This is a genomic window from Rhizobium subbaraonis, from assembly GCF_900220975.1.
In the GTDB taxonomy this organism is placed as follows: Bacteria; Pseudomonadota; Alphaproteobacteria; order Rhizobiales; family Rhizobiaceae; genus Mycoplana; species Mycoplana subbaraonis.
Genome location: NZ_OBQD01000001.1, coordinates 475,768 through 502,747, shown reverse-complemented (window position 1 = coordinate 502,747; position 26,980 = coordinate 475,768). Strand labels below are relative to the sequence as shown.

General features: G+C 59.6%; 32 protein-coding genes. 18 read left to right on the top strand and 14 right to left on the bottom strand.

Features of this window, described 5'->3' with window-relative positions; all coding sequences use genetic code 11:
- Positions 1-53: 53 nt before the first annotated feature.
- Complete coding sequence (arsN2, locus tag CRO48_RS02365; protein WP_097136018.1) at positions 54-533, bottom strand: arsenic resistance N-acetyltransferase ArsN2; 480 nt, start codon at positions 531-533, stop codon at positions 54-56.
- Entirely contained in the window at positions 530-883 is a 354-nt protein-coding gene (locus CRO48_RS02360) for an ArsR/SmtB family transcription factor (protein WP_097136017.1), read from the bottom strand. Before CRO48_RS02360 ends, arsN2 begins: the two co-directional genes overlap by 4 nt.
- A 290-nt stretch (positions 884-1,173) precedes the next feature.
- Here CRO48_RS02360 and CRO48_RS02355 point away from each other — a divergent pair, with 290 nt between their 5' ends.
- Complete coding sequence (locus CRO48_RS02355; RefSeq protein WP_097136016.1) at positions 1,174-1,395, top strand: heavy-metal-associated domain-containing protein; 222 nt, start codon at positions 1,174-1,176, stop codon at positions 1,393-1,395.
- Between the two features lie 114 nt (positions 1,396-1,509).
- Here the strand turns inward: CRO48_RS02355 and CRO48_RS32785 are convergent, their stop codons facing one another.
- Positions 1,510-2,238: a cytochrome c gene (locus tag CRO48_RS32785; protein ID WP_245423391.1), complete on the bottom strand. Its 729-nt coding sequence runs from the start codon at positions 2,236-2,238 to the stop codon at positions 1,510-1,512.
- Between the two features lie 362 nt (positions 2,239-2,600).
- On the opposite strand from CRO48_RS32785, the gene CRO48_RS02345 reads away from it, so the two are divergent.
- The 5 genes from CRO48_RS02345 to CRO48_RS02325 all read left to right on the top strand — a co-directional run bounded on the left by CRO48_RS02345 (position 2,601) and on the right by CRO48_RS02325 (position 7,460).
- Positions 2,601-4,073 carry a multicopper oxidase family protein gene (locus tag CRO48_RS02345; protein WP_097136015.1) on the top strand — a complete coding sequence of 491 codons (1,473 nt, stop codon included), beginning with the start codon at positions 2,601-2,603 and terminating at the stop codon, positions 4,071-4,073.
- Between the two features lie 13 nt (positions 4,074-4,086).
- Positions 4,087-6,324 carry a copper-transporting P-type ATPase gene (locus CRO48_RS02340; RefSeq protein ID WP_097136014.1) on the top strand — a complete coding sequence of 746 codons (2,238 nt, stop codon included), beginning with the start codon at positions 4,087-4,089 and terminating at the stop codon, positions 6,322-6,324.
- Positions 6,321-6,518 carry a DUF2933 domain-containing protein gene (locus tag CRO48_RS02335; RefSeq protein ID WP_097136012.1) on the top strand — a complete coding sequence of 66 codons (198 nt, stop codon included), beginning with the start codon at positions 6,321-6,323 and terminating at the stop codon, positions 6,516-6,518. Before CRO48_RS02340 ends, CRO48_RS02335 begins: the two co-directional genes overlap by 4 nt.
- Positions 6,515-7,012 carry an SRPBCC family protein gene (locus CRO48_RS02330; protein ID WP_097136010.1) on the top strand — a complete coding sequence of 166 codons (498 nt, stop codon included), beginning with the start codon at positions 6,515-6,517 and terminating at the stop codon, positions 7,010-7,012. The genes CRO48_RS02335 and CRO48_RS02330 overlap by 4 nt, the downstream gene beginning before the upstream one ends.
- Before the next feature lie 109 nt (positions 7,013-7,121).
- On the top strand, positions 7,122-7,460 hold the full coding sequence (locus tag CRO48_RS02325; RefSeq protein ID WP_407071882.1) for an EF-hand domain-containing protein: 339 nt from the start codon (positions 7,122-7,124) through the stop codon (positions 7,458-7,460).
- 80 nt (positions 7,461-7,540) lie between these two features.
- On the opposite strand, the gene CRO48_RS02320 is transcribed toward CRO48_RS02325, so the two are convergent.
- The 3 genes from CRO48_RS02320 to CRO48_RS02310 form a co-directional block, all read right to left on the bottom strand.
- A complete protein-coding gene (locus CRO48_RS02320) occupies positions 7,541-7,876 on the bottom strand; it encodes a four-helix bundle copper-binding protein (protein WP_097136006.1) in 336 nt (111 codons plus the stop codon).
- A 28-nt stretch (positions 7,877-7,904) separates the two neighbouring features.
- Positions 7,905-8,324, bottom strand: coding sequence for a CopM family metallochaperone (copM, locus tag CRO48_RS02315; RefSeq protein WP_097136004.1), 420 nt, complete (start codon positions 8,322-8,324; stop codon positions 7,905-7,907).
- A 559-nt stretch (positions 8,325-8,883) separates the two neighbouring features.
- Positions 8,884-9,723, bottom strand: a complete 840-nt coding sequence (locus CRO48_RS02310; RefSeq protein WP_245423389.1) for a multicopper oxidase domain-containing protein — start codon at positions 9,721-9,723, stop codon at positions 8,884-8,886.
- A gap of 500 nt (positions 9,724-10,223) precedes the next feature.
- Here CRO48_RS02310 and dmeF point away from each other — a divergent pair, with 500 nt between their 5' ends.
- Together dmeF and CRO48_RS02300 are read left to right on the top strand one after the other, a co-directional pair.
- Complete coding sequence (gene dmeF / locus CRO48_RS02305; protein ID WP_176526624.1) at positions 10,224-11,138, top strand: CDF family Co(II)/Ni(II) efflux transporter DmeF; 915 nt, start codon at positions 10,224-10,226, stop codon at positions 11,136-11,138.
- A gap of 26 nt (positions 11,139-11,164) precedes the next feature.
- Entirely contained in the window at positions 11,165-11,440 is a 276-nt protein-coding gene (locus CRO48_RS02300) for a metal/formaldehyde-sensitive transcriptional repressor (protein WP_097136000.1), read from the top strand.
- Between the two features lie 64 nt (positions 11,441-11,504).
- Here the strand turns inward: CRO48_RS02300 and CRO48_RS02295 are convergent, their stop codons facing one another.
- Positions 11,505-12,293 (bottom strand): glutaredoxin family protein, encoded by a 789-nt coding sequence (locus CRO48_RS02295; RefSeq protein WP_097135998.1) that lies wholly within the window; start codon positions 12,291-12,293, stop codon positions 11,505-11,507.
- 53 nt (positions 12,294-12,346) lie between these two features.
- Here CRO48_RS02295 and CRO48_RS02290 point away from each other — a divergent pair, with 53 nt between their 5' ends.
- Together CRO48_RS02290 and CRO48_RS02285 are read left to right on the top strand one after the other, a co-directional pair.
- Positions 12,347-12,751, top strand: coding sequence for a MerR family transcriptional regulator (locus tag CRO48_RS02290; RefSeq protein ID WP_176526623.1), 405 nt, complete (start codon positions 12,347-12,349; stop codon positions 12,749-12,751).
- A gap of 62 nt (positions 12,752-12,813) precedes the next feature.
- Entirely contained in the window at positions 12,814-13,281 is a 468-nt protein-coding gene (locus tag CRO48_RS02285) for a c-type cytochrome (protein ID WP_097135997.1), read from the top strand.
- A gap of 41 nt (positions 13,282-13,322) precedes the next feature.
- On the opposite strand, the gene CRO48_RS02280 is transcribed toward CRO48_RS02285, so the two are convergent.
- Positions 13,323-13,775, bottom strand: coding sequence for a YqaA family protein (locus tag CRO48_RS02280; protein WP_097135994.1), 453 nt, complete (start codon positions 13,773-13,775; stop codon positions 13,323-13,325).
- Positions 13,776-14,007: 232 nt separating this feature from the next.
- Here CRO48_RS02280 and CRO48_RS02275 point away from each other — a divergent pair, with 232 nt between their 5' ends.
- The 7 genes from CRO48_RS02275 (at position 14,008) to CRO48_RS02245 (ending at position 19,788) form a co-directional block, all read left to right on the top strand.
- Positions 14,008-14,385 (top strand): hypothetical protein, encoded by a 378-nt coding sequence (locus CRO48_RS02275; RefSeq protein ID WP_097135992.1) that lies wholly within the window; start codon positions 14,008-14,010, stop codon positions 14,383-14,385.
- Positions 14,386-14,478: 93 nt separating this feature from the next.
- The gene (locus CRO48_RS32780; RefSeq protein ID WP_097135990.1) at positions 14,479-14,706 is read left to right on the top strand and encodes a hypothetical protein; all 228 of its coding nucleotides are present in this window, start codon (positions 14,479-14,481) and stop codon (positions 14,704-14,706) included.
- Positions 14,703-16,166, top strand: coding sequence for a TolC family protein (locus CRO48_RS02265; RefSeq protein ID WP_097135988.1), 1,464 nt, complete (start codon positions 14,703-14,705; stop codon positions 16,164-16,166). The genes CRO48_RS32780 and CRO48_RS02265 overlap by 4 nt, the downstream gene beginning before the upstream one ends.
- 16 nt (positions 16,167-16,182) lie before the next feature.
- Positions 16,183-17,532 (top strand): multicopper oxidase family protein, encoded by a 1,350-nt coding sequence (locus tag CRO48_RS02260; RefSeq protein ID WP_097135986.1) that lies wholly within the window; start codon positions 16,183-16,185, stop codon positions 17,530-17,532.
- Positions 17,533-17,571: 39 nt separating this feature from the next.
- A complete protein-coding gene (locus tag CRO48_RS02255) occupies positions 17,572-18,048 on the top strand; it encodes a cupredoxin domain-containing protein (RefSeq protein ID WP_097135984.1) in 477 nt (158 codons plus the stop codon).
- A 22-nt stretch (positions 18,049-18,070) separates the two neighbouring features.
- Positions 18,071-18,355, top strand: a complete 285-nt coding sequence (locus CRO48_RS02250; RefSeq protein WP_097135982.1) for a copper-binding protein — start codon at positions 18,071-18,073, stop codon at positions 18,353-18,355.
- Positions 18,356-18,441: 86 nt separating this feature from the next.
- Positions 18,442-19,788, top strand: a complete 1,347-nt coding sequence (locus CRO48_RS02245) for an adenylate/guanylate cyclase domain-containing protein (protein ID WP_097135980.1) — start codon at positions 18,442-18,444, stop codon at positions 19,786-19,788.
- Here CRO48_RS02245 and CRO48_RS02240 read toward each other — a convergent pair.
- From CRO48_RS02240 to CRO48_RS02230, 3 genes are all read right to left on the bottom strand, one after another.
- Positions 19,704-20,072: a hypothetical protein gene (locus CRO48_RS02240; protein WP_097135978.1), complete on the bottom strand. Its 369-nt coding sequence runs from the start codon at positions 20,070-20,072 to the stop codon at positions 19,704-19,706. The two genes, CRO48_RS02245 and CRO48_RS02240, sit on opposite strands and share 85 nt — an antisense overlap.
- A 630-nt stretch (positions 20,073-20,702) precedes the next feature.
- A complete protein-coding gene (locus CRO48_RS02235; RefSeq protein WP_245423388.1) occupies positions 20,703-22,637 on the bottom strand; it encodes an AAA family ATPase in 1,935 nt (644 codons plus the stop codon).
- A 1-nt stretch (position 22,638) separates the two neighbouring features.
- On the bottom strand, positions 22,639-23,418 hold the full coding sequence (locus tag CRO48_RS02230) for a metallophosphoesterase (protein WP_097135976.1): 780 nt from the start codon (positions 23,416-23,418) through the stop codon (positions 22,639-22,641).
- A 745-nt stretch (positions 23,419-24,163) separates the two neighbouring features.
- Here CRO48_RS02230 and CRO48_RS32775 point away from each other — a divergent pair.
- Positions 24,164-24,466, top strand: a complete 303-nt coding sequence (locus tag CRO48_RS32775; protein WP_245423387.1) for a helix-turn-helix domain-containing protein — start codon at positions 24,164-24,166, stop codon at positions 24,464-24,466.
- Positions 24,467-24,762: 296 nt separating this feature from the next.
- On the opposite strand, the gene CRO48_RS02215 is transcribed toward CRO48_RS32775, so the two are convergent.
- The 3 genes from CRO48_RS02215 to CRO48_RS02205 are packed head-to-tail and all read right to left on the bottom strand — an operon-like array spanning position 24,763 to position 26,862.
- Positions 24,763-25,659 (bottom strand): DUF2163 domain-containing protein, encoded by an 897-nt coding sequence (locus CRO48_RS02215; protein WP_097135970.1) that lies wholly within the window; start codon positions 25,657-25,659, stop codon positions 24,763-24,765.
- The gene (locus tag CRO48_RS02210; RefSeq protein ID WP_097135968.1) at positions 25,656-26,294 is read right to left on the bottom strand and encodes a TIGR02217 family protein; all 639 of its coding nucleotides are present in this window, start codon (positions 26,292-26,294) and stop codon (positions 25,656-25,658) included. The genes CRO48_RS02215 and CRO48_RS02210 overlap by 4 nt, the downstream gene beginning before the upstream one ends.
- Positions 26,295-26,313: 19 nt before the next feature.
- Positions 26,314-26,862, bottom strand: a complete 549-nt coding sequence (locus tag CRO48_RS02205) for a phage tail tape measure family protein (protein WP_097135967.1) — start codon at positions 26,860-26,862, stop codon at positions 26,314-26,316.
- Positions 26,863-26,980: the final 118 nt, after the last annotated feature.

The following is a 26,980-nucleotide window of genomic DNA, read 5'->3' as shown; positions in this document are numbered from 1 at the left end:
TCTCATCTTCGCTTCCTTTGAATGAGCTACGATGAGCCGAAAATCCTCTCTTCTCAATTAAACCAATTCTGTCTCATGGGCGCTGATGTCGGACAGGTCGGAGGTCTGTCGAGTTTCATGATCGTTGCCGATGCCGGGCAGATGCCCGACAGTTGACGGGTTGCCAGAACGGCGGGCGGCACATCGGCCCGCTCGATCACAACAAAGCCAACGCTTTCGAAGAACGGTGCGGCGGAGGTTGTCGCCAGGAAGACTGCCGAGTTCACATTGACGGTCTTCAGGGTTTCCCTGGTCAGCGATTTTCCAAGCGCCTTGCCACGATGCTCGGGCAAGATGACTATCGACCTGAGAAGCACGTCGCCGCCGCACGCCTCGATGCCAGCATAGCCAACCGTGCCGCGATCTGAGGAAACCGCCCTGAAAAACGAGCGCCCAGTGTCTTCGAGGTCTTCGGTTGGAAGACCGGAAACCGACAGCGCCAGTTTCTGTTCGGGATCGCTCCCCGTGACTGGCTCCAGCCTGAGGTCGCTCATGACAGCTTCACCTCGGGAGCACAGCAGGGTGTGAGTTCTGCGATGAGCGGCGCGCAGAGTTCCGCCGAGCCGCCGCAGCAGTCTTTCAGCAGGAAAAGGGTCAGGTCTCGAAGCCCCTGGAGGTCAGCCCGATAGATGATCGTACGGCTCTGCCGTTCGCTTGTCACGAGGCCTGCGCGCGACAGCGTCGCAAGGTGCGCCGACAGGGTGTTCTGCGGCACGTCGAGGAGACGGGCGAGTTCTCCGGCGGGCACGCCATCGGGCTCGTGCCTGACGAGAAGGCGAAACGTCTCGAGCCTGGTCGTCTGGGCGAGTGCGCCAAGCGCCGCTATTGCCGTATTGTTATCCATGTATCCAGAATAACGGATATTATATCGCTGTCAATGCCCGTCTCCGCCACACTTCATCGAGGCATGGAGCGCCAGGTTAGCGTCGAGACCTTGGAAGCCGTATCGGCGAAAACGACAATGATCGCAGGCCGATCATGGTCGAATTACTTCGGAGTACGCGTGGGACATTGCGATCGTCCCAGCAATATTGCGACCCACATAGGCAGCCAAAAAAATCTGCCCTACGCTATTGACCTTCCCATTGTTGGAAGCCCCATCTTAACGCAGAAGAAATCAGTCGGAGACCTCCAATGATCCATCTCAATGTTCCAGATATGACCTGCGGCCACTGTGCGGGCGCGGTCGAAAAAGCAGTAAAGTCAGTCGATCCCGAGGCCAAGATCGCAGTCAATCTCGAGACAAAGACGGCATCCATTGAATCCACGACCGGAGCAGAAGCCTTCATCGCCGCCATTGAAGACGCCGGCTATGGGGCCGCTTTCAAAAAATCGTGCTGCGGCCACGTCGCTTGAATAGGAAGTATTAACACGCGCCGCAGGCTGCGGCGCGTGTTCTCAGCGAGTTTCAGATAGGAGGTCCAGAGGTTACACTAACAGCGGTCTTGTTCAAGGACGCTGTCTTGGGCCTCAATCTCTAAGTCGATATCGGGCATGACATGAGGTGCATGTCTCGAGCATCATATGGAACGTGTGTTCGGCCGACATCGCGGCTCCGTTGGATGGATTCCGGAAGCGCTTCGCGAGTGGCCCGCCACTTACCTGTTCGCCTATCCGCATTCGCATCTCTTCCGGCATGGAGCCCGGACTGTCGGAGGCTGCGACGGCCACTGCCTCGGCATATTTTTGGAGGTCGTTTGATAGTTGCGCGAACCGTTCCCGTTCGGCTGCGATCAGCTCGTTTGCCTCCGAACCCTTAACGGCTGTTACCGTCGCGAAGTCGGCGACGAGTCTCGTACCTGAGTGACGCTTGATCGCCTCCGCAGCATCCCTGAAGGCCGTGGGCGAATAGGTGTCTGGTGACTTGAACATGGTCGCCATTGTTTTCGCGGCCGCCGCCATGGCTTTCATGTCTTGCTGACGCTGCGCCACCACGTCCGGGATTGACTGTCCAGTGGCCTGAAACGCGAATAGGATGATCGCGGCAAAGGCTGAAATGAAGACTCCCGACCGCACTTTACTGCTCCATATCCTGATAAGCGTCGTGGGTTTATATTGATGAAGATCAAGGCGTACATGAGGAAAGCGGCTATCGTGCTGTAAACGGCGACATTGAGCTGAGAAAATGGCAGTTCGCAACGGGATCGCTACATTGTTGAAGTTCTTCTTGGCTGCAGTTTTTGCGAGCCTGCTCCTCAATGCCCATGCGCAGGCAATGCCATTGGATTGCCATACCGCGGAAGTTTCCGTTTCGACCGCTCACGGACCGCTGACTACCTCTGACGTAGACCACCATGACAGGGCGCTGAAGGACAGGCTTTGTTGCGCCCAGTCGTGTGCTGTTTGTGTCGCGAGCGTACCGGCTCCCGCTTCGGTAGCGTGGAGTGATTATACTGACACCTCGTATTTTCCCAACGTTCTCGCCAGCATGACGGGCCAGGGCTCAGCCGCCGTTTTCGAGCCGCCTCGATCCACCCTGTTTTGATGAACCCGGCCCGACTTCTGTTTCGGGCCGACATTTAAGCAGGTCGGAGTTCCGACCCGGATCGAGAGATACCAATATGTACCGCCGACAATTCATGAAGACGCTGGCCATTGGCGCAGCGTCCGCGTCAGTAATTAAAAATGCTTGGGTAAGCAACGCCTTGGCAGCGACCAACGGAACAACCGATCTGTCCATCTCGAAGCGCGTCCTCGAGGTGAACGGCAAAGCCGCAACCGTATTTGGACTTGGTACGGCGGATGGAAAGCCGGGAGTGGTCCTCAACGCGGGAGGCGATTTCAACGTCAACCTGTTGAACCAAACGGAAGAGAACACGCTGATCCATTGGCATGGATTGACGCCCCCATGGGGCATGGATGGGGTGCCGGACAATCCGGCCAAACTTCTGAGCTCGGGCGAAAGCCGTCACTATCTGTTTCCCGTTGGACAAGGGGGGACACACTGGATGCACGCGCATACGCTTCAGGAGCAAACGCTCCTGGCGGCCCCGCTGATCGTACGGACCGCGGGCGACTTAGCGCGTGACGAACAGGAAGTCGTCATCCTGCTCCATGACTTTTCCTTCAAGACCCCGGAGGAGTTGCTGGCCGGACTGAAGGCACCTGGTTCCGGCGGAGCCTCGGCCGGGCATAGGGGGGTCGTCGGCCATATGGGAGCAGTAGTGCAAGGTATGGAGGGAATGCATCAGCAGCACATGTCGGGCATGGCAATGCAAGGCATGCCAGCCATGGACCTGAACGACATCGAATACGACGCCTACCTTGCCAACGACCGCACCTTGGATGATCCCGAAGTCGTCACCGTCGAAAAAGGAGGGCGCGTTCGCCTTCGCATCATCAACGGGGCGACGGCGACCGCCTTCACCATCGACACGGGAACCCTTCCCGGCGATCTGATCGCAGTCGATGGCAACGACGTGGAGCCGATAGCAGGCGGGCGCTTCCCGATTTCGATGGGACAGAGGCTAGACATTCGCCTGCAACTCCCACCCGGTTCCGGAGCATTCCCCATTTTCGCCCTGCGCGAGGGTGCAAAGGAACAGACGGGCGTCATCCTGGCCACTGCGAACGCCAACATTTCAAAGGTGAGCACGGTTGCAGTGGACGGCGGCCCAGTACTCGACCTTGCATTGGAGGAAATGCTGACAGCGGCATCTCCGCTAGACCAACGCGCCCCGGATCGGGCGTATGACCTGACACTGAGCGGAGACATGGCTTCCTATGTCTGGGAAATCGGGAGCGCGGACGGGCCCATGAAGGTAGCGACAGGGAACCGCGTCGAACTGGTGATGCGGAACATGTCGATGATGGCGCACCCAATGCACCTGCATGGACATCATTTTCAGGTCGTGGGCATCAACGGCAAGCGGATCAACGGAGCGGTCCGCGACACGGTGCTTGTGCCTCCAATGGCGGAAGTCTCCGTTCAATTCGACGCATCGAACACAGGGCGTTGGCCCTTCCACTGCCACCACCTCTACCACATGGCGACGGGAATGATGTCGTTCGTAACCTATGACGACGCGATCTAGGCCGGAGACGAGCATGGAACACGAACTTCACAAACATGGACACGATCGGGCCGGAGACAGCCATCACGGCCACAATCACCACGGACAACATCCTGGCTCCGGGCAGCCCAGCCCGCAACCGGCGCAGGACGTGCCCGAAGGTACGGCCTACACCTGCCCCATGCATCCACAGATCAGGCAAATCGGTCCAGGCAACTGCCCCATTTGCGGCATGACGTTGGAGCCGGTGGTCGCCACCGCGGACGCTGGGCCCAGTGAAGAATATCGAGACATGCAACGCCGTTTTTGGGTTGGTCTCGTACTCTCCCTTCCCGTTCTCGCCCTGGAGATGGGTGGCCACCTGACAAACCTGCACATGTTGCTCGGTTCGCAGATGTCGAACTGGCTGCAGATGGTGTTGGCGACCCCGGTCGTTCTTTGGGCGGGATGGCCCTTCTTCGAGAGGGGCTGGCAGTCTCTGGTGACGCGACACCTCAACATGTTCACGCTGATCGCGATGGGCACTGGGGTCGCCTGGATTTACAGCGTTGTCGCCACCGTGCTTCCGGGTGTCTTTCCGGCCACCTTCCGTTCACCCGAAGGCTCCGTCGCCGTCTACTTCGAGGCCGCAGCCGTCATCACGGTTCTCGTCCTGCTGGGACAGGTGCTGGAACTGCGTGCACGCGAACAGACGGGCGGTGCAATCCGCGCCCTGCTCGATCTGGCTCCCAAGATCGCTCGGAGAGTGAACTCGGACGGCTCGGAGGAAGACGTCGGTCTTGATGTGGTGACGGTCGGTGACCGGCTGCGTGTTCGCCCCGGAGAGAAAGTCCCCGTGGACGGCACCCTTCTGGAAGGACGAAGTTCAGTCGACGAGTCGATGATAACCGGGGAATCCATGCCTGTGACGAAGGACGCCGGCTCCAAGCTCATCGGCGGCACCATGAACCAGACCGGAGCTTTCGTCATGGAAGCCGCAAAGGTTGGCCGGGATACGATGCTGTCGCGGATCGTGCAGATGGTCGCCGACGCCCAGCGATCCCGTGCGCCCATCCAGCGCCTCGCGGATGAAGTGTCGGGCTGGTTCGTGCCGGTCGTGATCCTCATTGCGATTGTTTCATTCGTGACCTGGATGCTGTTCGGCCCGGAGCCGCGGTTCGCCCATGGACTGGTAGCGGCCGTCGCCGTGCTCATCATCGCATGCCCCTGCGCATTGGGGCTGGCGACACCGATGTCGATCATGGTCGGCGTGGGACGGGGCGCGCGGCTGGGTGTCCTGATCAAGAACGCTGAAGCGCTGGAGCGATTCGAGAAGGTCGACACCCTTGTCGTCGACAAGACCGGAACGCTCACCGAGGGCCGGCCCAAGGTTACAGCCATCATCCCGAGCGACCAAGTGCCCGAGACCGAGCTGCTCCGCCTTGCCGCGACACTGGAAAACTCCAGCGAACACCCGCTTGCGCTTGCGATCGTCAACGCCGCCAGAGAACGCGACGTTCCGATTGGAAATGCAGAGGATTTCGACAGTCCGGTCGGGAAAGGCGTCACGGGCAAAGTCGATCGCCGCGCCATCATCCTCGGGAGTCACCGGATCATGGAAGAGGAACGGATTGACGTCTCCTCAATGACGCACAAGGCCGAAGAACTGCGCGACGACGGGGCAACCGTCATCTTCATGGCCATGGATGGTCACGTCGCGGGTCTTTTCGCCATTGCCGACCCCATCAAGGCAACGACGCCGGACGCCGTAAAGGCGTTGGTCGACGCCGGAATTCGCGTCGTGATGCTCACCGGCGACAACAAGACGACGGCGCACGCCGTGGCCCGCCGGCTCGGCATTTCCGAAGTCGAGGCGGAGGTTCTTCCAGAGGACAAGAGCAAGATCGTCTCACGACTACGAAGCGAGGGGCGGATCGTCGGCATGGCGGGAGACGGCGTCAACGACGCGCCCGCGCTCGCCGCTGCCGACGTCGGTATCGCGATGGGTACGGGGACGGACGTGGCAATCGAGAGCGCAGGAGTGACACTCCTGAAAGGCGATCTCCAGGGCATCGTGCGAGCACGGCAACTTAGCCACGCGACAATGTCGAACATTCGCCAGAACCTGTTCTTTGCCTTCATCTACAATGCCTTGGGTGTTCCCGTGGCTGCCGGGGTCCTCTATCCGGCCTTAGGCCTCCTTCTGTCCCCCATCATCGCGGCAGCCGCCATGGCACTCTCGTCTGTGAGCGTCATCGGCAACTCGCTGAGATTGAGGAGCGTCAAACTATGACGTCGTCACGGACTTGGATGCTTATGGCCGCATCACTAGCCGCCATCGTCCTGTTCTTCGTCCTGCGGGAGCACTGGGGCCACGCCCTTGGGTTCCTGCCGTATCTCGTTTTGCTGGCTTGCCCAGTCATGCACCTCTTCCACGGACATGGCGGGCATGGACATCACCGAGGTGCTTCGGACGAAGAAAAATGAGCTACCGGTACTCGGCCAACTCCAGGGTTCGCATCCAGGCGTCGGCCGAGGCCCTCTTCGACTATCTTGACGATCATCGCCGCCTCGCCGGACATATGTCAGAGCCCTCGGTGATGATGCTCGGCGGCCGAATGTCGTACGAGTTCGATCGGTCCGAAGGCCGGCAAATCGGCGGGCGGATACGGATGACCGGAACGTTCCTCGGCATGAGGCTCTACCTTGAAGTGACGACCGTCGAGCGGCGGCCACCTGTTCGCAAGGTCTGGGAAACGACGAACAGGCCCCTCCTCCTGGTCATCGGTTCATACCGGATGGGTTTTGAGATCGAGGCGAGGCAGGAGGGTTCCGATCTCAGGGTGTTTATCGACTACGATCTTCCAGCGACACTGATCGGGCGTCTGATCGGCAGTTTTCTTGGACCGATGTATGCACGTTGGTGTGTGGACCGAATAGCATCGGATGCCGCCATCCGTTTCCAGACAGCGGGTCTTTGATCAAACACAAACCAGCACTCGCAGGGGGGGTGGTATCATCGAACCGTAGCATGTCCAGCAGCCATGGGAGCAAAGGAGAACGAAAATGGTCCCGGGAAAACTGACACGCATGACAGTAGTGGCCGCCATTCTTCTTTCAATGGGTCCCGTAACCGCGGCACTGGCTCAATCGGGCACTGACGCAACCCAAGCCCAAGGGACCCAGGCAGAGCACGGCCAGATGCCCGGAATGGCAATGGGCGGCAGAATGCAGGGAATGATAGGCGGAATGCCGATGCGCGGTCACATGATGAAAATCATGTTCGCTGTGGCGGACACGGATGGCGACGGCGGATTGTCCTTTGAAGAGGTCACGGCGGTTCACAAACGGATATTCGACAGCGTGGACGCAAACGACGACGGCAAGGTCACGCTCGAAGAGATGCAGACTTTTATGCAAGGTCAATGAGATTGGCGCGATCGCGATCGCGATCATACCCTAGTCGGAACACGCGCCGCTTTGGCGGCGCGTGTTGGATCGTCGCCTAGCTAGGCCGCCATTTCTTCGCAGCTCTTCGCGCAGCGTCGGCACGCGTCCACGCAACTCTGCATGTCGCCGATACGCTCGCAGTCGTCCGCACATTCAACACAGATTTCTGCGCATTCCCGGCATACATGCTTGTGATGCTCCGAGCCCAGAAGCATGAAATGCGCGGAGGTCCGGCAGATTTCCGCGCATGCCATCATAAGCCGGAAATGGCGCGGTTTCGTATGTTCACCGCCCATCTCCAGGCAGTGATGCATGGCTGCCGATAGACATTCCCGATAGCAGGCCAAACAGTTGTCGATGCAAGCCTTCATCTCGGGTGACTGAGTGTGATGCATAGCGCTTCTCCCGCTTTTTCCTGTACGCCTACTGGGCGTGCTCGTTGATCCAGGTGGTCATCTCGTCGATTTCCTTTTTCTGGGCGTCGATGATCTTCTCAGCCATCGATTTGGCCTCTGCATCGTCGCCGAATTTCAGTTCGACCTCGGACATGGAGATCGCGCCCATGTGGTGGGCGATCATTCCACACACGAAAGCGACATCTGGGTCTTTCGCCATCATTCCTTGCATCATCGCGGGATGCATTTCCCGCATACCCTCCATCATTGCCTTTTGATGTTCGGCCATGTTGCCCATCTGCATTTCCGGCATCTGCATGGCCTGGCCCGTTGCCATGTCTGCTTTGCACTTGTCCGGTAGCGCCATCTGCGCCGAACTGGGGCTGGGAACGGCCAAGACGACCAGGGGAACGGCCGCGGCAACAATCATTTTTGTCCAGGAAGTCATTTGAATCTCCTACGTTTTGTAACGGGCATCAAAGTCAACCGAGACCCGGCTTGGGCGGAGGATAGAGGCTCCTTGTGATTACAAAAGGTCGCTGAATCCCGACGGATTGCGGTCCATGCTCAAAAGCGAAAGTGTTCGGCAGGACGGGAACGACCGAAAAAACCCAAACGCACTGCGTAGAATGACAACAGTTGTCCGCCACCCGTCCCTGTGGGTGGTGCGATGGACCAACTTTGCATTGGTGCGCAGCGTCGGAGAATGCCACGGGTCCCGAGTGGTTCGAGAATGCCACCATGAGGACCAGCAGGATAACCGAGCAGACTTTTGCGAATGCGTTGGGAGGTGACATTTTTAGCAACCACCGTTTTTCGGACAACCGACCGGTGCCATGGAAGTTCCGATCCAACGCATTCAATCAGCGAATTTCGCGGATTGAATGCGTTGGGAGTGATTGTAGAGCGGTTGAAATGGTAAAGAAGGCGCTGCTCCGCGGTAGGTGTCCCATGGCTGCCTTCGTAGACAATCGCCGCGCTGGCCGACACCTCGGTCAGCAGGAGGGTCAATGGGAACTGTGCGTGTTGTGCTCCGATTCCTCGGTTTTGGCTGACGCAGCCTTGAAAAGTGCCGGCTGGTTTTCCCCATCTACAACCAGCTTGCCGACCAGGCCGCGGGCCGCACGCGACAAGGCGTGGTCAACCAGAACGCACTCGCCTGGGACGTCCAGGCTCATGTCAACCACCGCCGCACCGCCCGGCGGCACAGTGATCGTTTGCACGTCTGCCAAGGGCTCCGTCGTCAGGGATGCAAGCTGGTAGGCCTTGTCAAAGATTTCACCGATGACGTGGAAACTCGAGGTCTTGTTAGGCCCCCCGACACCGAAATAGATGCGGATTGTCTCACCGAGCCTAGCCTTCAATGCATTGCTGCCGGTGAGCGCGTTGGCGGCTCCGTTAAACACGTAGTACTCCGGGGCTTCCGCCATCAGCTTCTCGAGGCTCTCGGTCAATTTCCCCTTGGAGCCATATGTTTGCGAAGTGTAGACCTCGCCCTGCATGACGTAGAATTCACGATCGACAGGCGGGAGGCCCTCCTCCGGCTCGACGAGGATCAATCCATACATGCCGTTGGCTATGTGGTGCGCGGCCAGCGGCACCGCACAGTGATAAACGTAAAGTCCTGGCTTCAGCGCCTTGAACGAAAACCCCTTCGTTTCTTCCGGCGCGGCATCCGTCGCGACCGCTCCACCGCCGGGACCGGTCACGGCATGAAAGTCCACACTATGGCGCTCGCTGCTATCAGCGAGATTCGAAAGCTCTACCTGGATCGTGTCCCCTACCCGCGCACGAACGAACGGGCCCGGGACTTTCTTGTTGAACGTCCAGTAGTGATAGGTCGCCATCAGCTGACCTTCCAGTCACCTCGACGGTATCCAGTTTGACCTTGATTGTTTCGGGGCCGCTCCTTGCTAGCGGCGGTGCCAGGTCATTGGCCGCCCGGACAATATCGAGTGGGGCGGCTGTGGTGCCGTTCTCGGGCGGATGATCGTGGGACCTCCGGCGAAGGCAGGCATCGCCGTGATTGACAGAAGCGCCAGTCCCATGCCCAAAGGCGAGTATCTGTGATGGTTGGTCATCGAAAAGTTCCTGAATGTTTGCCCGTACGGTCCCATTCAAGACGTCGCCGACACCGTGATCTTTGAGCTACCGCAAGCAAGGCAAGTACTCGCGATTTCGTGATCCGGTGGCGCAAAACGCAATCCAGAATTCACTGCGATGGCAGCCGAGCAGCCTCTGGCCAAATGCGCTTTCATATGAAGCCATAGTATAGTATACCCACCTATATTATTTTAGAGGTGTATCAATGATCGACGGACATGCTCACGGCCATGGTGGGGGCACCATGAAAGCCGCTCACACCCACTTGTTTCTGGGAGACAACCACCACCGAAACGAACGCCGAACTTGGCTGGTGATTGCAATCACGACGACCATGATGGTCGTGGAGATCGTCGCAGGCAACATGTTCGGCTCCATGGCCCTGGTCGCAGATGGCTGGCACATGTCCACCCATGCCGCCGCCTTGCTGATCGCAGCCCTCGCATATCTCTATGCCCGCAAGCAGGCCAACAACCGACGCTTTTCATTCGGAACTGGCAAGCTGGGAGACCTCGCGGGATTTGCGAGCGCTGTCGTCCTGGCCCTCGTCGCGCTGTTGATCGGCTGGGAGAGTGTGTTGCGGTTCCAATCTCCCATTGCAATCGATTTCGGGGAAGCAATGTTCGTTGCAGTCATCGGCCTGATCGTCAATCTTGTCTGCGCTTGGCTCCTGAAGGATGATCACCATCACGGGCACGACCATGGGCATCATCATGGCGACGGACACGCTGGACACGACCAGAACCTGCGTGCAGCGTATCTCCACGTGCTAGCGGATGCCCTGACCTCCGTTCTGGCAATCGCCGCCCTCGCGCTCGGAAGCGTCTATGGTTGGCTTTGGCTCGATCCGGCAATCGGCATCGTCGGCGGCTTGGTCATCGCACGCTGGTCGTGGGGCCTCATCCGCGACACTGGAAGCGTCCTGCTCGACTACATTCCGGAGGGAGAAGACCTACCCGAAGAAATCGAGGCGATCATCGCCAAAGAAGGCGGCGAGATCGTCGATCTCCACGTGTGGCAGCTCGGGCCGGGCCACCATGGTGCCATCGTCTCGATCGTCACGGATCACCCACGTGCGCCCTCGCATTATCGAGACAAGCTTGCCGTCATTCACGATCTGTCGCATGTGACCGTCGAAGTCGAAGCACGCGCGGCCTGACGAGCACCGGACAGAGGAGAATCCGAATGACCCACACCATCCGGGAAAAGCAAAAGCTGATCAACCGCGTGCGACGCATTCGGGGACAGATGGAAGGCGTCGAGAAGATGCTGGACGAGGAAAAGGGTTGTGCTGAAGTCATGCAGGTGATCGCGGGAGTACGTGGCGCTGTCAACGGCTTGATGGGCGAGGTTATTGAGGATCACATCCGGCACCACCTCGCCGCCGATGGCCTCACTCAAAAGGAACGCGACGAAGGTGCCGCAGAACTCATAGATGTCGTCCGTGCCTATCTGAAATGAACTCCGAACCGCTCGATGCGGGTGGCAAGTTGCTTGCCACCCGCATCGAGCGGTACAGGGCGCTCTACATTGCGTGGCCCACCGCAAGGCCCGCCGATGCCACTGTCATCCAGATGGCCATGCCGATCATCATCAAGTTTTCCGTGAGCGAGATGAAGCCGAGCGGAACGTTGCTCGATCCGCCGACGCACGCGCACTTCAGCTCCCGCCTATCGATGTACACTGCCTTGAAGACCGATGCTGCTCCTACGGTCCCGATGAAGAATGCTACTGGTACAGACAACCAATTCAGCGCGCCCGCGATCATCAGGACCCCGGCCAGTCCCTCGGCATAGGGGTAAATGTAGCTGTAGGGAACCCAACGCTTCGCGAGCAGGTCGTAGTTCAGGAACATCGTCGCGAAGCTCTCGACGTTCTGAAGCTTCAACATGGCGAGCGCGACCATCGAGAAGGCGATGAACCATTCCGCTGCACGCAGCGACAGCGGATTGCCGTCGACCGCGAAGCTGGCCGCCATTGCCATAAGGGCGGTCAGGGCGAACAAGACAATCACCGGGCGATAGGTCGTGGCCTTGGGATCGGTCACGGGTCTGCCAAGGAACCTGCGAAGATCGTCGTAACCGCCGACCCTGTCTTCCCCGATGAAAACCTGCGGTGTCGTCGCCACGCCGTGCTGAGCCTTGAAGGCGTCGGTCTCTTCGCGCGTCGTCAGGTGACGATCGTCCACTTCATAGCCGGTTCGCTTCAGCAGGTCCTTGGCCTTCAATCCGTACGGACAGGTGTGGTCAGGCATCACCATGCGGTAGAGCACCGCGTTCCTCGAAAGATGTACCGGGTTTGTCTTGTCCAACATTTCACTTCTCCTTCATCTTGTGAAACCGTTGGCAAGACCATACGTTCCGTACCATGGTACGGAGTCAAGAGACCATGGAAATGACCATCGGAAAACTCGCAACAGCCGGACACGTCGGCGTCGAGACCATCCGCTACTATCAACGGCGGGGGCTGTTGGACACTCCCCGGCGTGCGCAGGGAGTCCGCCGCTACGGCGAGGAGGACGTGCGGCGTCTGCTGTTTATCAGACAGGCACAGACGGCTGGTTTCACGCTTGAGGAGATCAAGGAGCTTCTCGATCTCGATTCCGGAGTAGACAGGGAGCGAGCGCGGACTCTCGCAAGGAACCGGATAGATGCGTTGGACGGCAGGATCGCCGAGCTGGAGCACGCGCGGCAAGCGCTAAGGCGGCTCGTCGGGGAATGTACCACCGGCAAGCCGGGCCCTTGTCCGATCCTGGCATCTTTTGATTTATAACCCGCCTGGAACAACGGAAGGCATGCCCCGACGTGATCGTATTCGGCACTCGACGACGACAAGTGAACAGGGCGGCAGTGCTGCTTCTGGCCCTCTGGTTTGGTGCGGCGGCAGCGGTCTTCCTATTGGCATGGCTTTCGGAATGGCGGCCGGTCGGCACTGCCTCCACCGTCGCGATCGGAAAGACGCTCTATGCCGAGCGGTGCGCCGCTTGCCACGGCACCAACCTCGAAGGTCAGCGCGACTGGAAAACGCCGCTACCGTCTGGACGCATGCCAGCTCCCCCGCACGACGCATCCGGCCATACCTGGCATCACCCCGACGACATGCTTTTCCGCATTACCAAGGAGGGTCCGGCGGCCGTCGTTCGCGGAGGATACCAGAGCGACATGCAGGGTTTCGATAATATCATGAGCGATGACGAAATCCGCGCTGTGCTCATGTTCATCAAAGGCACCTGGCCGGAGCGGGAGCGGCGATACCAAGAAGAAATGAGCCGACGGGAGCGTGGGGCGACGGTAGGAGGATGATCGTGGCTCTCGCTGCAGAACGCCTCATAGAGCAGCCGGCTTCAAAATCCGAGAATTGCTTGGACTCCGAGTGTCGCAAAGGCCAGCACCACGTAGCGACCCGCTTTTGCAATGCTCACCAGGATCAGAAACGACCAGAACGGTTCGCGCAGAACACCTGAAAGAACGGTCAACGCGTCTCCGAACAGGGGCATCCATGACAGCAGAAGTGACCAGCGTCCAAACCTTCGGTACCAGCCTTCCGCTCTTTGCAGTTGAGGCTCTTTGACGGGAAACCAGCTTTTGTCTCGGTATCGCTCGATGCAGCGCCCCAAGCCCCAGTTCACCGCAGCACCCAAGACGTTACCGACGCTTGCAACCAGGATCAGTCGGACAGGCGAAAACTCGCCGGCAAGCAGAAGGCCCACCAAAACAGGTTCGGATTGAAAAGGCAAAATGGTCGCGGCTCCGAACGCCGCGAGAAAAAGCCCAAGATACGCACTCCATTCCAGCATCTCGTTTTGCCAACGCAAAGTGTTATAACCGATAGCAGCACGTAAATCAGCGGTGGGGGAACGGCAATCCCGTGCGGCACGTGTTGACCTTCCCGTCGTGGCAAGGTGTAGGCTTCGGAAGCTATCCACAGCGACGTGGTCGATGGCCGCGAAGCTGCCACACTGTCGGCGGAATGAAATGTTGTGTGGAGCTGACAATTGACAACTATTGGGGCGATGATAGTCCTCAGGCATGGGTATGTTTCGAATCACATTGTCGAAAATGCTGGTTCTGCTTCGCTTAGTGATCATTGCGTCACTGGCGGGATACTCATTGCCTTCGGCTTCCGCCGCCATGCATGGAACCTGGTCGACCATCGCAGCGGATCAGACCGATGGCCACCACGCGTCATCCGACGCCCACCAGGAACACGGAGACCACCACTCCAATCCTGATGGCGATCAGGAACTCTCCAAACAGGAGTGCTGCAACGCATTCTGCGTCAGCCTGGCCATCGTCGTCGAAGCGGACATGATCGGTGGCCCGCGTCTAGCTGTCCTCCGGGAATTCGTCAACGACGCGCAGATCAAGACCGGCGTCCCTCCGCTTCATCGTCCCCCCAATCTCTGAGTAGGTCTGTCCCGCTCCAGCGGGCTGAGCGTGCGATTGCGAGCGTGACTTCGCTCCAGCCGCCGATGCCATTTCCTATTTGGATTTTACACCATGAGACCATTTTATTTCGTGGTCGCATTGCCGCTCGCCGCGAGCGGATGCGCTACCACCTTGCCTCCCGATGTTATCGCCTCGCACCAATCGGAGTCCGCCCACCTATCCGTACGTCCCGTGGGTTACGCAAGCCCCTTCGCTGGCTACACCCACCGCGTGCCGGTTGATCCCAAACCCTGGCGTCTGCAAAACGAAGCGCAGTCTCCTGAAGGAGATGCGTCATGAGCAAAATGACCTTCAAGATCGCGATAGCGATCGCATTTCCGCTGATTTTGGCTGGTTGCGCGTCTACCACCGAGTATGCCGCGAAGGACGCAGGCTTCTCGACCGTTTCGGCAAGGACCGCCGAAGGCACGGGGAAACAGACGGTCTGGGTGCAGAATCAGCAGCAGGCGCGAGCGGTGTCGGCCCAAGTGAAGACATTGATGGCGAAAAAGACCATCGATGTGGAGACCGCCGTACAGGTAGCCCTTCTTAACAACAAGGGATTGCAGGCTGCCTATGCCGATCTCGGGGACTCGGCCGCCGACGCGTGGCAGTCGACCATGCTGCTCAACCCGACCGTGGGGATCGGCTTCAACGGAATCGGGACCCCGGGCCTGGAGGCGTTCAATTCGATCGAGGGCGTCATCGCCACCAACATCCTCGCCCTGGCGACCCACCAGCGGAACGTCGACATTGCCGACACCAACTATCGACGCGCCCAACTTGCCGCGGCTCAACGGACGCTACAGCTAGCGGCAGACACGCGTCGCGCCTGGATCAATACCGTCGCGGCATGGGAGACGGTCGCCCAGCTGAACCAAGCACAGTCGGCAGCAGACGCAGCCTCGGAGCTTGCCCAGAAACTCGGTGAAACCGGTGCGATGACAAAGGGAAGTCAGGCGCGCGAGCATGTCTTCTATGCCGAACTCGCCGGCCAGACGGCAAGAGCTAGGCTGGATGCGAGGCTTGCCAAGGAAGAACTGACGCGGCTGATGGGCCTCTGGGGTTCAGACATCGACTACCAAGTCGCCAATCGCCTCCCCTCGCTGCCGAAGGGCCTGATGAAGAAGGACACGATCGAGGCCGAGGCGCTTCAACGCCGTGTCGATCTCCAGATGGCAAAGCTCGACCTTGATGCAACCGCAAAGTCGTACAAGCTCACCGAAGCCACACGATACGTCACCGACCTGGAACTGATCGGTGGATTCGAAACCGAACGAGAAAGGGAAGACGGAAACACGAAGCACGAGACAACGGCGATCGCCGAACTTGAATTCGTCATTCCGATCTTCGACAGCGGCAAGGCGCGAATGCGCAAGGCTGAGCTGGCATACATGCGAGCCGCAAATCTCCTTGCCGAGAAGTCCGTCAACGTTCGCTCCGAGGCGCGCTCCGCCTATCAGGCATACCGCGCCAACTATGACATCGCGCGGCACTACCGAAACAATGTCGTGCCACTGCGGACCAAGGTCGAGGAGGAGTCCCTTCTCACTTACAACGGCATGATCACCAACACGTTCGAACTGCTCGCCGACAGTCGGGAGAAGGTCAATTCGATCCTTCTCGCCGTGAATGCAAAGCGCGACTTCTGGCTCTCCGAGGCAAACCTCGCTCCCGCGATCTACGGCGGTGGTGCTGGAGCTTCATCCGGAACGACGGAAGTTGCCGCAGCCGCCGACAGCGGTGGCGGCGGGCACTGAGAAAGGAACCACCACTATGTTCAACAGAAGACAGATACTTGGCGCGGGCGCGGCCCTGGTCTCCTCCACGGCCTGGGCAAAGACATCCAGCATGGGCCTGCCGGAAGCCGCTGTGATGGAAACAGCCGAGACGCAGATCACGGCCCGGCCGACATCCGGCCCTGACTACACTCCCGTCGTCACGCTCAACGGCTGGACGCTGCCGTACCGGATGAACAACGGCGTCAAGGAATTCCATCTTGTCGCCGAACCCGTCGAGCGGGAAATGGCCGAAGGCATGACCGCCTACCTGTGGGGCTACAACGGGCAGTCGCCTGGCCCCACGATCGAAGCCGTCGAAGGCGACCGCGTGCGCATCTTCGTCACCAACAAACTGCCGGAACACACCACCGTCCACTGGCACGGAATGATCCTGCCGTCAGGCATGGACGGCGTCGGCGGCCTGAGCCAACCGCATATTCCGGTCGGCAAAACCTTCGTCTACGAGTTCGACCTCGTGAAGTCCGGCACCTTCATGTACCACCCCCATTCCGACGAAATGGTCCAGATGGCGATGGGGATGATGGGCTTTTTCGTGGTTCACCCCAAGGACCCGAAGTTTATGCCGGTCGACCGCGACTTCGTCTTCCTGCTTAACGCATACGACATCGATCCCGGCTCCTATGTGCCGCGCATCATGGAAATGACCGATTTTAATTTGTGGTGCTGGAACAGCCGCGTGTTTCCGGACATCAGCCCGCTCGTCGTTTCAAAGAACGACCGCGTGCGAGTGCGGGTCGGCAACCTCACCATGACCAACCACCCAATCCACATGCACGGTTACGACTTCGAGGTGACATGCACCGACGGCGGCTGGGTTCGGCCGGAGGCACGATGGCCGGAGGTCAGCATCGACATCCCGGTGGGCGCGATGCGGGCCTACGAGTTCGACGCCAAATATGTCGGCGACTGGGCGATCCATTGCCACAAGTCGCACCACACGATGAACGCGATGGGGCACGACATTCCGACCTTCATCGGCGTCGACAAGAAGCAGGTTGCCGAGAAGATAAAGAAAATCCGCCCGGAGTACATGCCGATGGGGACAGCCGGCATGGCCGACATGGGCGAGATGGAAATGGAGATACCGGAGAACACCGTCCCGATGATGACCGGTTGGGGGCCGCACGGTCCAATTGAGATGGGCGGCATGTTCTCGGTCGTCAAGGTGCGAGAAGGCATCTCTGATGGCGATTACTCCGATCCCGGTTGGTACGAAAATCCCCCCGGCACCCAGGCCTGGGAGTGGACCGGTGAACTGCCCGACACGACCAAAGCCAAAGACGCAAAGACCCAGATCACACCGAAACACTCGAACCACGGGTGATCTCGCATGCCAACGTTCAACTACTCAAAGGAACAAGCAATGAAAGCTGCAGTATTCGGACTTCTTCTCGCCGCCGCCGCCTCCCCGGCGCTGGCTTCAGGCAGCCACGCAGGCGGCCATGGTGAAATGGCGGTCGGCGAACCCGGCACCAAGGCCAAGGCTACCCAGACCATCCGCGTCACGATGAAGGAGACCGACGACGGAAAAATGGTCTTCACTCCGTCGACCTTCAAGGTCCGCAAGGGCCAGACCATCGTCTTCGCGATCAAGAACGCGGGCGAGCTGGATCACGAGTTCGTTCTCGACCAGGAAGACAAGATCATGGAGCACAAGGCCGTGATGGAGAAGTTCCCGGAAATGGAACACGACGATCCCAATGCGATTCGCCTCGCTGCCGGTCAATCGGGCGAAATCATCTGGAAATTCACCAACGACGGCACCTTCAAGATCGCGTGCCTGGTTCCCGGCCATTACGACGCAGGAATGCACGGGGACGTGACTGTCTCCAAAAAGTAAACAATCCGAAGGAGTTGCAGAAATGAAGCTGATCATCAAAGTGGCCCTCGCGTCCGCTCTTTCCCTCGCTACTGCTTATGGGACTCTGGCGGCGGAGTTCACCAAGGGGACGGTGAAGAAGGTCGATACGAAGTCCAAGAAGGTCACCCTGATCCACGAGGAACTAAAGGACCTTGACATGCCGGCGATGACGATGGTTTTCCGGGTCCAGGACGATGCGCTTCTCGAAAAGCTCACGGAAGGCGCGACCGTCGAGTTCGTGGCAGAACGCGTTAACGGCAAGCTCACCGTGACACAGGTGAAATAACCTCAACAGCGAGGCGCGGCCATCGATAGCCGCGCCTCGTGCTACCTTGCACCGCCTCCAATTTCCACCAAACGAAGTACGCAGACATGAAGTCTTCGCTCCACCCCGACTGGGATTCAGATCGGGAGACACGTTCGATCCTGTTGCGGTTCGTGGCGTTTGCGATTCTGGTTGCCAACCTCGTGCTCGGAGGCAACGAGGGAGCCATGACCACACATCACGTGGTCGTTGTCGTCTACCTCGGTATCAGCGTTGCTTCTGTAGCCACCACCCGTTTCCTGGCACGCAATAGCTGGCTGAACACTTTGTTTGTCGTGCTGGACGCCCTGCTGGTCGCGCTGCTGCTGTACGCCCACATTTTGGGCGGCCCAGTCAGCGAAAACCACAACCTGACCACATCCGGTCTCGTCGTTGCCTTCATCCTGCTCGTTCACATCGGCCTGAAGCTGGACCGACGGCTGGTGCTCGTCTTCTCGGGAATCGTACTCACGTCCTGGGTAACGATGTTGGCGATCACAGCTGCCCGCCACCCGGCTGATGACGTCGCCTCCTTGCTCGCCTCGTTCCTGAACCAGGACCTCGGCCTCACTGTCAGCTTCGGCTTTACCGCATTTGCGATCTATCTTTTGGCTAGGGATCACGACCGAACGCGAAGAGAGGCGATAAAGGCGGATCGGCGACGCCTCAATCTCTCCCGCTTCTTCTCGCCATTTGTTGTCGGGGAACTTCAGGAACGCGGCGACGCCCTCGGTTTGCAACGGCGGAATGCTGCGATCATGTTTGTCGACTTGCGCGACTTTACAAGCTTCGCCGAAACCGCCCCCGCTCCTGAGTTGGCATTCGTACTCGGAGAGTATCGACAGCTCGTTTCTCAAACCATTTTCGAGCACGGCGGGACCGTGGACAAATTTATGGGGGACGGCGTCATGGCCGTCTTCGGTCATCCGAAACCAACCGAGGAAGACGCGGACCGCGCACTCGCATGTGCCCTCGAACTCGTAGATGCCTTGACTGACTGGAAGCGCCACAGCAACCGAAACGGCCTTCCGGCGCTGCATGCGGCCATCGGACTCCACTATGGCACCGTCGTTGGGGGCGTTTTGGACAGCGGGTGTCACAGCGAGTTCACCGTCATCGGGGACACGGTCAACGTAGCGCAGCGTCTGGAAACGATGGCGAAATCACTCGCGACGCCCCTGGTCGTCTCGTCCGACGTGATCTCCCACCTGCACTCAACGGTACCGTACGCAGCTTGGGTAAAGCAGCCACTTGCCATGCTTCACGGCAGGCGAGAGCCCATCGATGTCTGGTACATTGGTCGTCGCGATAGCGGGCGAACCGATAATCCCTATGAGACGGAAGGGCGGCAGACAGCGACCCAGAGATCAGACTTCCAGTCGGTCCCACGGGCCAAGGATGTGGACACCGCATAGTCCACCCCTCTGACCGAAACTTTGGCGGGATCGGAACACCTCACAAATGCCCGATGCCGGCCGGGATCGCTGTAGACGTCGCCGCTCTTGAAGTGCTTCTGCGACAGCGAAATCAGCACGTCGTAGTCGTATTCGGCCTGGTTAGACAGGCGATAGCCAATGAGGCCGAGGCTGACGACGGTGTCGCCACCGAAATTCGCGGTATGGAAGATCATGGGCTCCGCGGCAGTAGCGATCGACGCCGAGAGCGCTCCTGCAGAAAGGGTGAGTAAAAGGCTACGCATTCACACCTCCCTCGGTTCAGCAGAGTTGATCATATCATAGCGGCGGAGCCGACGCTCCATTTCTAAAGCGCCGACTTGACGGTCAACCCGAGATTGGCGAGCCGATCGGCAAGAAAGCTTCAGGCGTCGGGACGTCGAACGTTCGTGCCCCTGTCATTCGAGCCGGCAAAGAAAGCGTATGACACGCCTGCTATCTTGAGGTGACCAACAGACGAGGTTTTGAACGGCGAACTCCCAAACAAAACGTCCGCTCGATTATCCGTTACTTGCTCAGCCCCCATCGCCGTAACGCCTCACGGACCTCCTTCTCGATCGCGTCCTTGTCCGCACCCGACAAGGCATGTTCGGCCGCTCTCCGGCCCCACGAAGGATCGCTGGTATCGTAGCCCAGTGGGTCGTCGGCATAGGGCCCGGGGCCGTCGATCGGAGCCGAAGTTTTGGTTTCCCTCTCGGCTTTTGCCCGCTCATCAACGGATCGTGGTTTGGAGACCAGGATACGACGCCCGAGTGGCCGAAACCCGACCTCGTCGAGACCAGACCCGAACGAGCGCTTTTCAGCGCGTCGTTCCGCTCCCCGCTTCGACTCGGCCGAGCGAGAGCCTCGCCCTTTTCGTGATCGACGCTTCTTTTTCATGCCTGTGACCCCAAGCTGCGTGGAAGCTTCGCGAGGCTTACCGTCGGTCGGCGGTGTCTTTCGATGATGTCGCGGACATCATCACCAGATAGCGATTTCGCGTGGATTAAGCGGCCGGCTATCTCGTCCAATGCGGCACGCCGATTTCTGATGATCTCTTTTGCCCGCTCGAACTCGTTGGCGATGACATCGTGCACACGCTTCCGCAGACCAGGGTCGCTGGCGCGGAGTGCCTCGAGGCGGCTCACGGCGTTGTCCGCCACCACCAGCGTGTGCCCCATGCCGAGACCGGCCTCCAAGAGGGTTGCGATTCTGGTCACAGTATTCAGGTCGGCGTTATGGGAACCTGCCGCACCGTCGAAGAACGCATCGAACACTACCGTTTCGGCAGCGATGCCTCCCAACGACACCGCGATATCGTCAAGGTAGGCAGCTCTGGTCCTGCGCATGTGCCGCGGCATCGCGTAGATCGCCCCGCCGACCTGATTGCCGTTGCCCGGGATGGCGTAGCTGGCAATCTTGACGTTCACCAGTTCACCGAACCCGAGCTCAACAGCGACAATGGCATGTCCGGCCTCGTGGACGGCGACGGAACGAAGGTATTCGGCCGGAAGCTCCGGTGCCGGCGGTAATTCCCCGACAATGTGCTCGCCAGCGAAGTCTTGCTTTCTTCGGCGCGCCGATCGCTTGGCAAATCTTACAATTTGCTCGATGTCGGCTCCGGAGTAACGTTCGGTCGCGAGGGTGAACTGCTCTGCCTGATTCGGATCGAGTTCGATGCCGCTGTAATACTTCAGGATTGAAAGCCTGGCATTGTCGTCAGGCAGCGTCACCTCAAAATGCTGACCAAGCCTGCCCGCCCTGCGGATTGCCGGGTCGATCTGTTCCGGGTTGTTGCACGCCGAGACGACGACTACCCCCTTGCGCCGCTTGAAACCGTCCAGCAACTCGAGAAAGGCGGCAATCACGGCCCGCATGTAGCCACGGTTCCGATCCGTCTCACTTCGGTCTCCAAACGTATCGACCTCGTCGACAAACAGGATAGCGGGAGCTTTGGCCTTGGCCTCCTCGAAAGAGGCACGCATTGCCTTCAAATGCTCATCCAGCGCACCCGCCGTCTGCCAGCTGGAAACCGAACCGTAAATGAGGGGAACGCCGCAGGTCCTCGCCAGTGCCCCGACAAACATCGTCTTCCCCGAACCGGGCGGCCCGGAAATTAAGATACCGGCGTCGACTTCCTCCCACGGGATTCGTCCTGCCTTGTACTCCTCGAGGTCGATTGCGAGATCGCGCCCCCAATCGAGAAGCGATCCAAACCCATGCATTTCGTCGAGCGTCGGTCCGCCGGGTTCATTGTTCGTCGCGATAGGTGGGGTGCGCGGATACTGCCGCAGTCGTTCCAGCGCAGCGGCCGGATGACGACGGGTCTGAAAAGCATGATGTAGTCGAGACCAAGACTCCGAAATCAGGATTTCGACGTCCCTCTCGGTCACTGGAATTCCGAAACGCCGCAGCGCGGCCTCTGCCTGCCTTCTGGTCGGGGGCGCGACGCTCACCACGGCATCCGCGAGAAGCCACGCCTCGGTGTCGAGCGGCTGCCCTGGCACCGCAAAGAAAATCGCCTGATCCTTGTTCAGGGCGACGACTTGGTCCCTGTGGCGTTTTTCATCCCAAGCGCTGATGCACGGATTGTAGTCGCGCTCCTGCCAGAGCCCCATCAGAAAGACCTCAGCGGCCTGGGAGTGAACCGGCAAATAGCAATCATGGACTCGGAGGATCGCGATGAACTTCGAGTTCTGTCGGTTCCGAAGTCGAAGCGCCGCCGCGATCCCGCAATAGGCGAGGTAAACCGGCAAGGTTAGGTAGGGATCGTCGTTCGGCTTCGACAGCTTCCACGGGCAGCGAAACCTCTTGTCAGAACGTCTAGCCAACTCAGTGAACTCCCAGGTCGATCACAAGACTTGGATCGAAGTCGGGAACCAGCTCGTCGGGATAACCACGCGGATTGCAGACTACTCGGGTGTCTACGATGCAGTAGTCGCTGCGATTGTGCAGGTGGCCGTGAATCCATGCGAGAGGTTGGTAATTGGCGATGTCCGGTTCGAGATTGGAGACGAAACTCGGCGTCAATGGGTCCCCGACGAATTCGGGAGCAAGGGAAAGAACACTCGGCGCATGGTGCGTCACGACGACAGTTGGACCCGCGTATGGCTCATCAAGAGTGCACCGGATAAAGTGCTTGTCCCTATGATTGAAGGCGCTTGCATGGCCTGCGGTGAACCGCCGAAACGGTTCCTTCGACATCTTGATTTTGCGATAGTCGTTCAGCTGGTTTTGTGCGCTGTAGAGCGCCCAATTCATGTTGCCGTAAAGGTTGAAATCGCCCCACAACGTTGCGCCGACGAAACGAAACCCGCCAACTGTTACGGCGCTGCGGCTCAACACGTGGACCTCAGGGTAGCGCTCGGCAGCCGTTTCCAGCGCTTCTTTCAGTCCTTCGACAATCGAGCTGCGGTAGTACTCGTGATTGCCGGGAACCAGAATTACAGGCATGAACCGCGAGACATGTTCGCCCAAATAGACGACGCTCCTCGCCGGGCCGCCGTCGCAGACGTCTCCCGCGCAAATGCAGACGTCAGCGTCGGGCACCGCGAGCGGGGCGACGTCCGGTTCGAACTCCGTGTGAAGGTCAGAGAAAATCCAGGCCTTCATGACCGGCCCGCCAGGCGCTCAGCCCAGTAGTCTGGCTCGACCCTCGTGCCGAGACGATACCAGCGGGACATTGTTCGTGCGACTCCGCGTTCAGGATCGAAATAGAAGAGTTCGCTCGAGCAAGCCGGTTTGCCATCGGGTATGGCGGGGTGACTGAGCGGACGTCCAACAAGACACGGCACAAATCGCCTCCCCACGGTCCAGCTATTCATTGCAGCTCGTGGTGCCCGCGCCTCCAGGCATCGATCGATGTCTTCGAGGTCATTAGCGAGACGCCGAAGACGGTCAATTAGCAGGGACCTCGACACCCCATTCCAGGCAACAAAAGCCGAATCAGACGCTGTCATCTAAGCTCCAATTTTTTTGATATCGCGCTGTATATCAGACACGTCTATATACCGCGTTTTTGAAGCTATTAAAGACATCATATCCATTTATTGACATTTTTTTCTTAGACCGGCTTGTCGGTTAAATGAGGACTCCCGCTCCTGCCGATAGCCTTCGTGCCGCTCGTGCACTTTTAGACCTCTCGCAGCGGGAAGCAGCTGCGGGTGCTAAGACTACGCAGCGGTCAGTTTCGGCAGCTGAGAACTCGGAAGCCGTACTGCTCGAAACAAATCTGCAGTTGGTGGATTTTTACGTTAGCCGAGGCATCGAATTCTTAGGTGAGACATCGATCGGGAAGCACGTCGTTCGCGCGGGAGCTAGTTTAGCCTCTCCGCTCAGCCCCGACGTGGAAACCGCGGTGAAAAACAAATTTCCTGCCGTCCAGCTTTCGGTTCCGTTCCGTGCCGCACGGGCGTTAATGGCGAAAGAACAGGCGGAGGTTGCGAAGGCCGCGGGGTTAACCGTAGCCGTCATTCAAAACCTGGAGCGCGGAAAGATGTCCCGCCCGTCCTACGAGCAGCTCCGTTCGTGGTATGAAGCCAACAATGTAGAATTTACGGGCTGGGGTGATGTCGCCACGGGAAAATACTATGGGGTAGGTGTGCGGTGGAAGGATTCTAAGGTTCGCGAAGTCACAAACGAGCTGTCGGATCACCGATAACAGTTACACTAACTGCATGATTAAAATGCGCCCGAATCAGCGGGCATACCAATATCTCCGGCCGTCGCAACACCGACGTCGCCAAAGCGGCCAAGTTAGACCGCCAATGCCTTGCAAAATTCTAATCCGCCACGAGATACATCCCTGCTCCCGTGAAGAAAACTTAGCAAAATCATCAACTTGACGCAAGTCGTTTCGTGCATTATTTGTCGTTTAGTCAGGAAAATTGTGCGCTGCGCGCGCTTTTTACGAAGGCCGGGGCTGCCTGCCCCTAACCCCCGGGGATACTAGGCAGCTTAGAATGCCATCACTCTTTGCCCGAAGGATTCCATCAGGGTTCCATACATACGTTTTTCAACGAAATGCCCCAAACCGTGAAAAGGAAAGCCCCTGAAATTGAGGTGGTTCTGGAACTTCGCCCGGCAGGTCGCAAAGCTCTTGTCGCAGCCGGCGACGACCGAAAACCCGTCGCCCGCGGCAATCGGCAGCGCCATCGGCAGCCACAGCGTCAGTTCCACCGCATGGTCTGCCTTCCGATGATCCTCGACGTCGGCGGACAGCCCGGCGTTTTCCCCGCCGGCAAAGGTCAGCACCCCGTAGCGGAAGAAGCGCGTGGCAAAGCCGTCGAGACCCGATACCCGCAATCGCCGCTCGTCGAGGACCTCCGTCACCACGCCGTCCGCCCGCAGTTCGCCCGTCTCGAGAGCGACGCCGCAGCGCGCATCGCCGAGGATAGCGTCGCAGCGATGGCCGTAGATGCGGCCCTTCACCTGGTCGAGGGCATGGGTCATCCGTCTCAGCTCGGCGCGAAAGGCCGCCCCCGCCCGCGTCACCTCGCCGATCTCGCCGGTTCGCAGCAGCATGCGCCGTGCGGGCTCCTGCCAGTCCACGAGGAAGACCTCGACTTGCGCCCCGTCGTAGCGGCCGGCGACGAGATCGGCCTCGCTGATCGCGCTGGAGGAAAAGCCGCCGGCGATCTCGCTCGCCTCCGCGGCAAGGCCCGATCCGGCTTCCGCATCGCTCGCCTGGAAGCCGCTCGCCGCGTGAAACGTCAGGCCGGCAAAGGCAAGGTCGCGGTCGTGCTCGGTGAAACCCAGCACGGCTCCGTCGCGCCGGGTCAAGCGCCAGCACTGGCACAGGGTCGTGGCGTCGTTTAGCAGGTGAACGGCAAGATCGGCCGGGATCTGTCTCATGGCAATACTTCCACCAGCGGGATCGAGGGGATGCGACCGGCGCTGAACTGCGCGAGATCGATGTCGATCCGGTCGGTATCGAAGCGGACAGGCACGTCGAACTCGAAACCGGCCCGCACGACCTGTCCTTCAGCGGGAATGGCACCGGCAGAAAACGTGACCACGCCGCTGTCGTGGTCGACCGCATAGTCGGCTGCCGGCGCTTGCACTCCGTCGACCGACACGCTCACGCTGCCCTGCACGGGCTTGGCAATCACCCGCGTCATTGCCCCGCCCGCGTCGCGATAGACCTTTACGAGCTGGAAGCCCGCTGTTTCGCCGTCGCCGGTGCCGACGTGCTGATCGGTGGGCAAGATCGCCTCGGCCGGCGCGCAGGACTTAAAATCGACGGGATCGCGAAAGCGGAAGCCGTAGAGCTGGCCCGCCCGCGCCTCGAAGAAGGCGAGCACCGCATAGAGATCGTCGATCGAGCGCACGCCGGAACCGGCGTCGTAGTGCCGCCTTGCATTGTGCCAGCGGCGGTTGCGGTTCTCCCGCCCGTTGGAAAGCGAGACGATGTCGGTGCGCCGCACCGGGCCGCCGCTGGTGCCGAGCGCGATCCGCAAGGGAAAGCGGACGTCGTGAAATCCGGTCATGGTGATTCCCCCGCGATCTTCAAAGGCTGCGCCGGCCGCGACCGACCGCGCGCGTCAGCATGGCCGCCACCTGACCCTGCGAGCGCGTGAAGCTCGCCGCGTCGGTCGCGCTCACGTTGAAGACGATGTTCGTCGCCCCGCCGCCGCCTGCGGCAACGCCCAGCACACCGTCCGGCCCGCGCTGCAGCGGCAGGATCGCCTCCGCACCCGCTTCGCCCATCAGGCCAAGGCCGCCGCCCGTCCCGGCAGCCGCGGCAAAATAGGTGGGCGCGGCGACGACCCCGCCCTTGGCAAACGGCGTGACGCTGCCGCCAAGACCCGACAGTGCCGAACCGATGACACCCTCCAGCGGTTTCAACCCTACAGAAAGGCCGATATCGCTGATCCGCAGCGCCAATCCCTTCAGTACGTCCTCGAGCCCGCGCCCGTCCACCGTCGCGCCCTTGAGCGCTGTCGTCAGCGCGGCGCCGAAAGAACGGGAGCGCGTCTCCAGGTCGTCGAACACGTCGCGCAAGGCCTCGGCACTCTCGACGGTGCCGGCCAGCGGCCGATCATCCAATTCCGCCATCGCGATTACTCCCTTCGCTCGTTTTGAGAATTTGGACGGACGCCAGCGGGCAGATCACACACCCCGCGGCGATACAGCGGATTGGCCCTGCGCGCGCCGGCAGGCCAATCAACCGTCT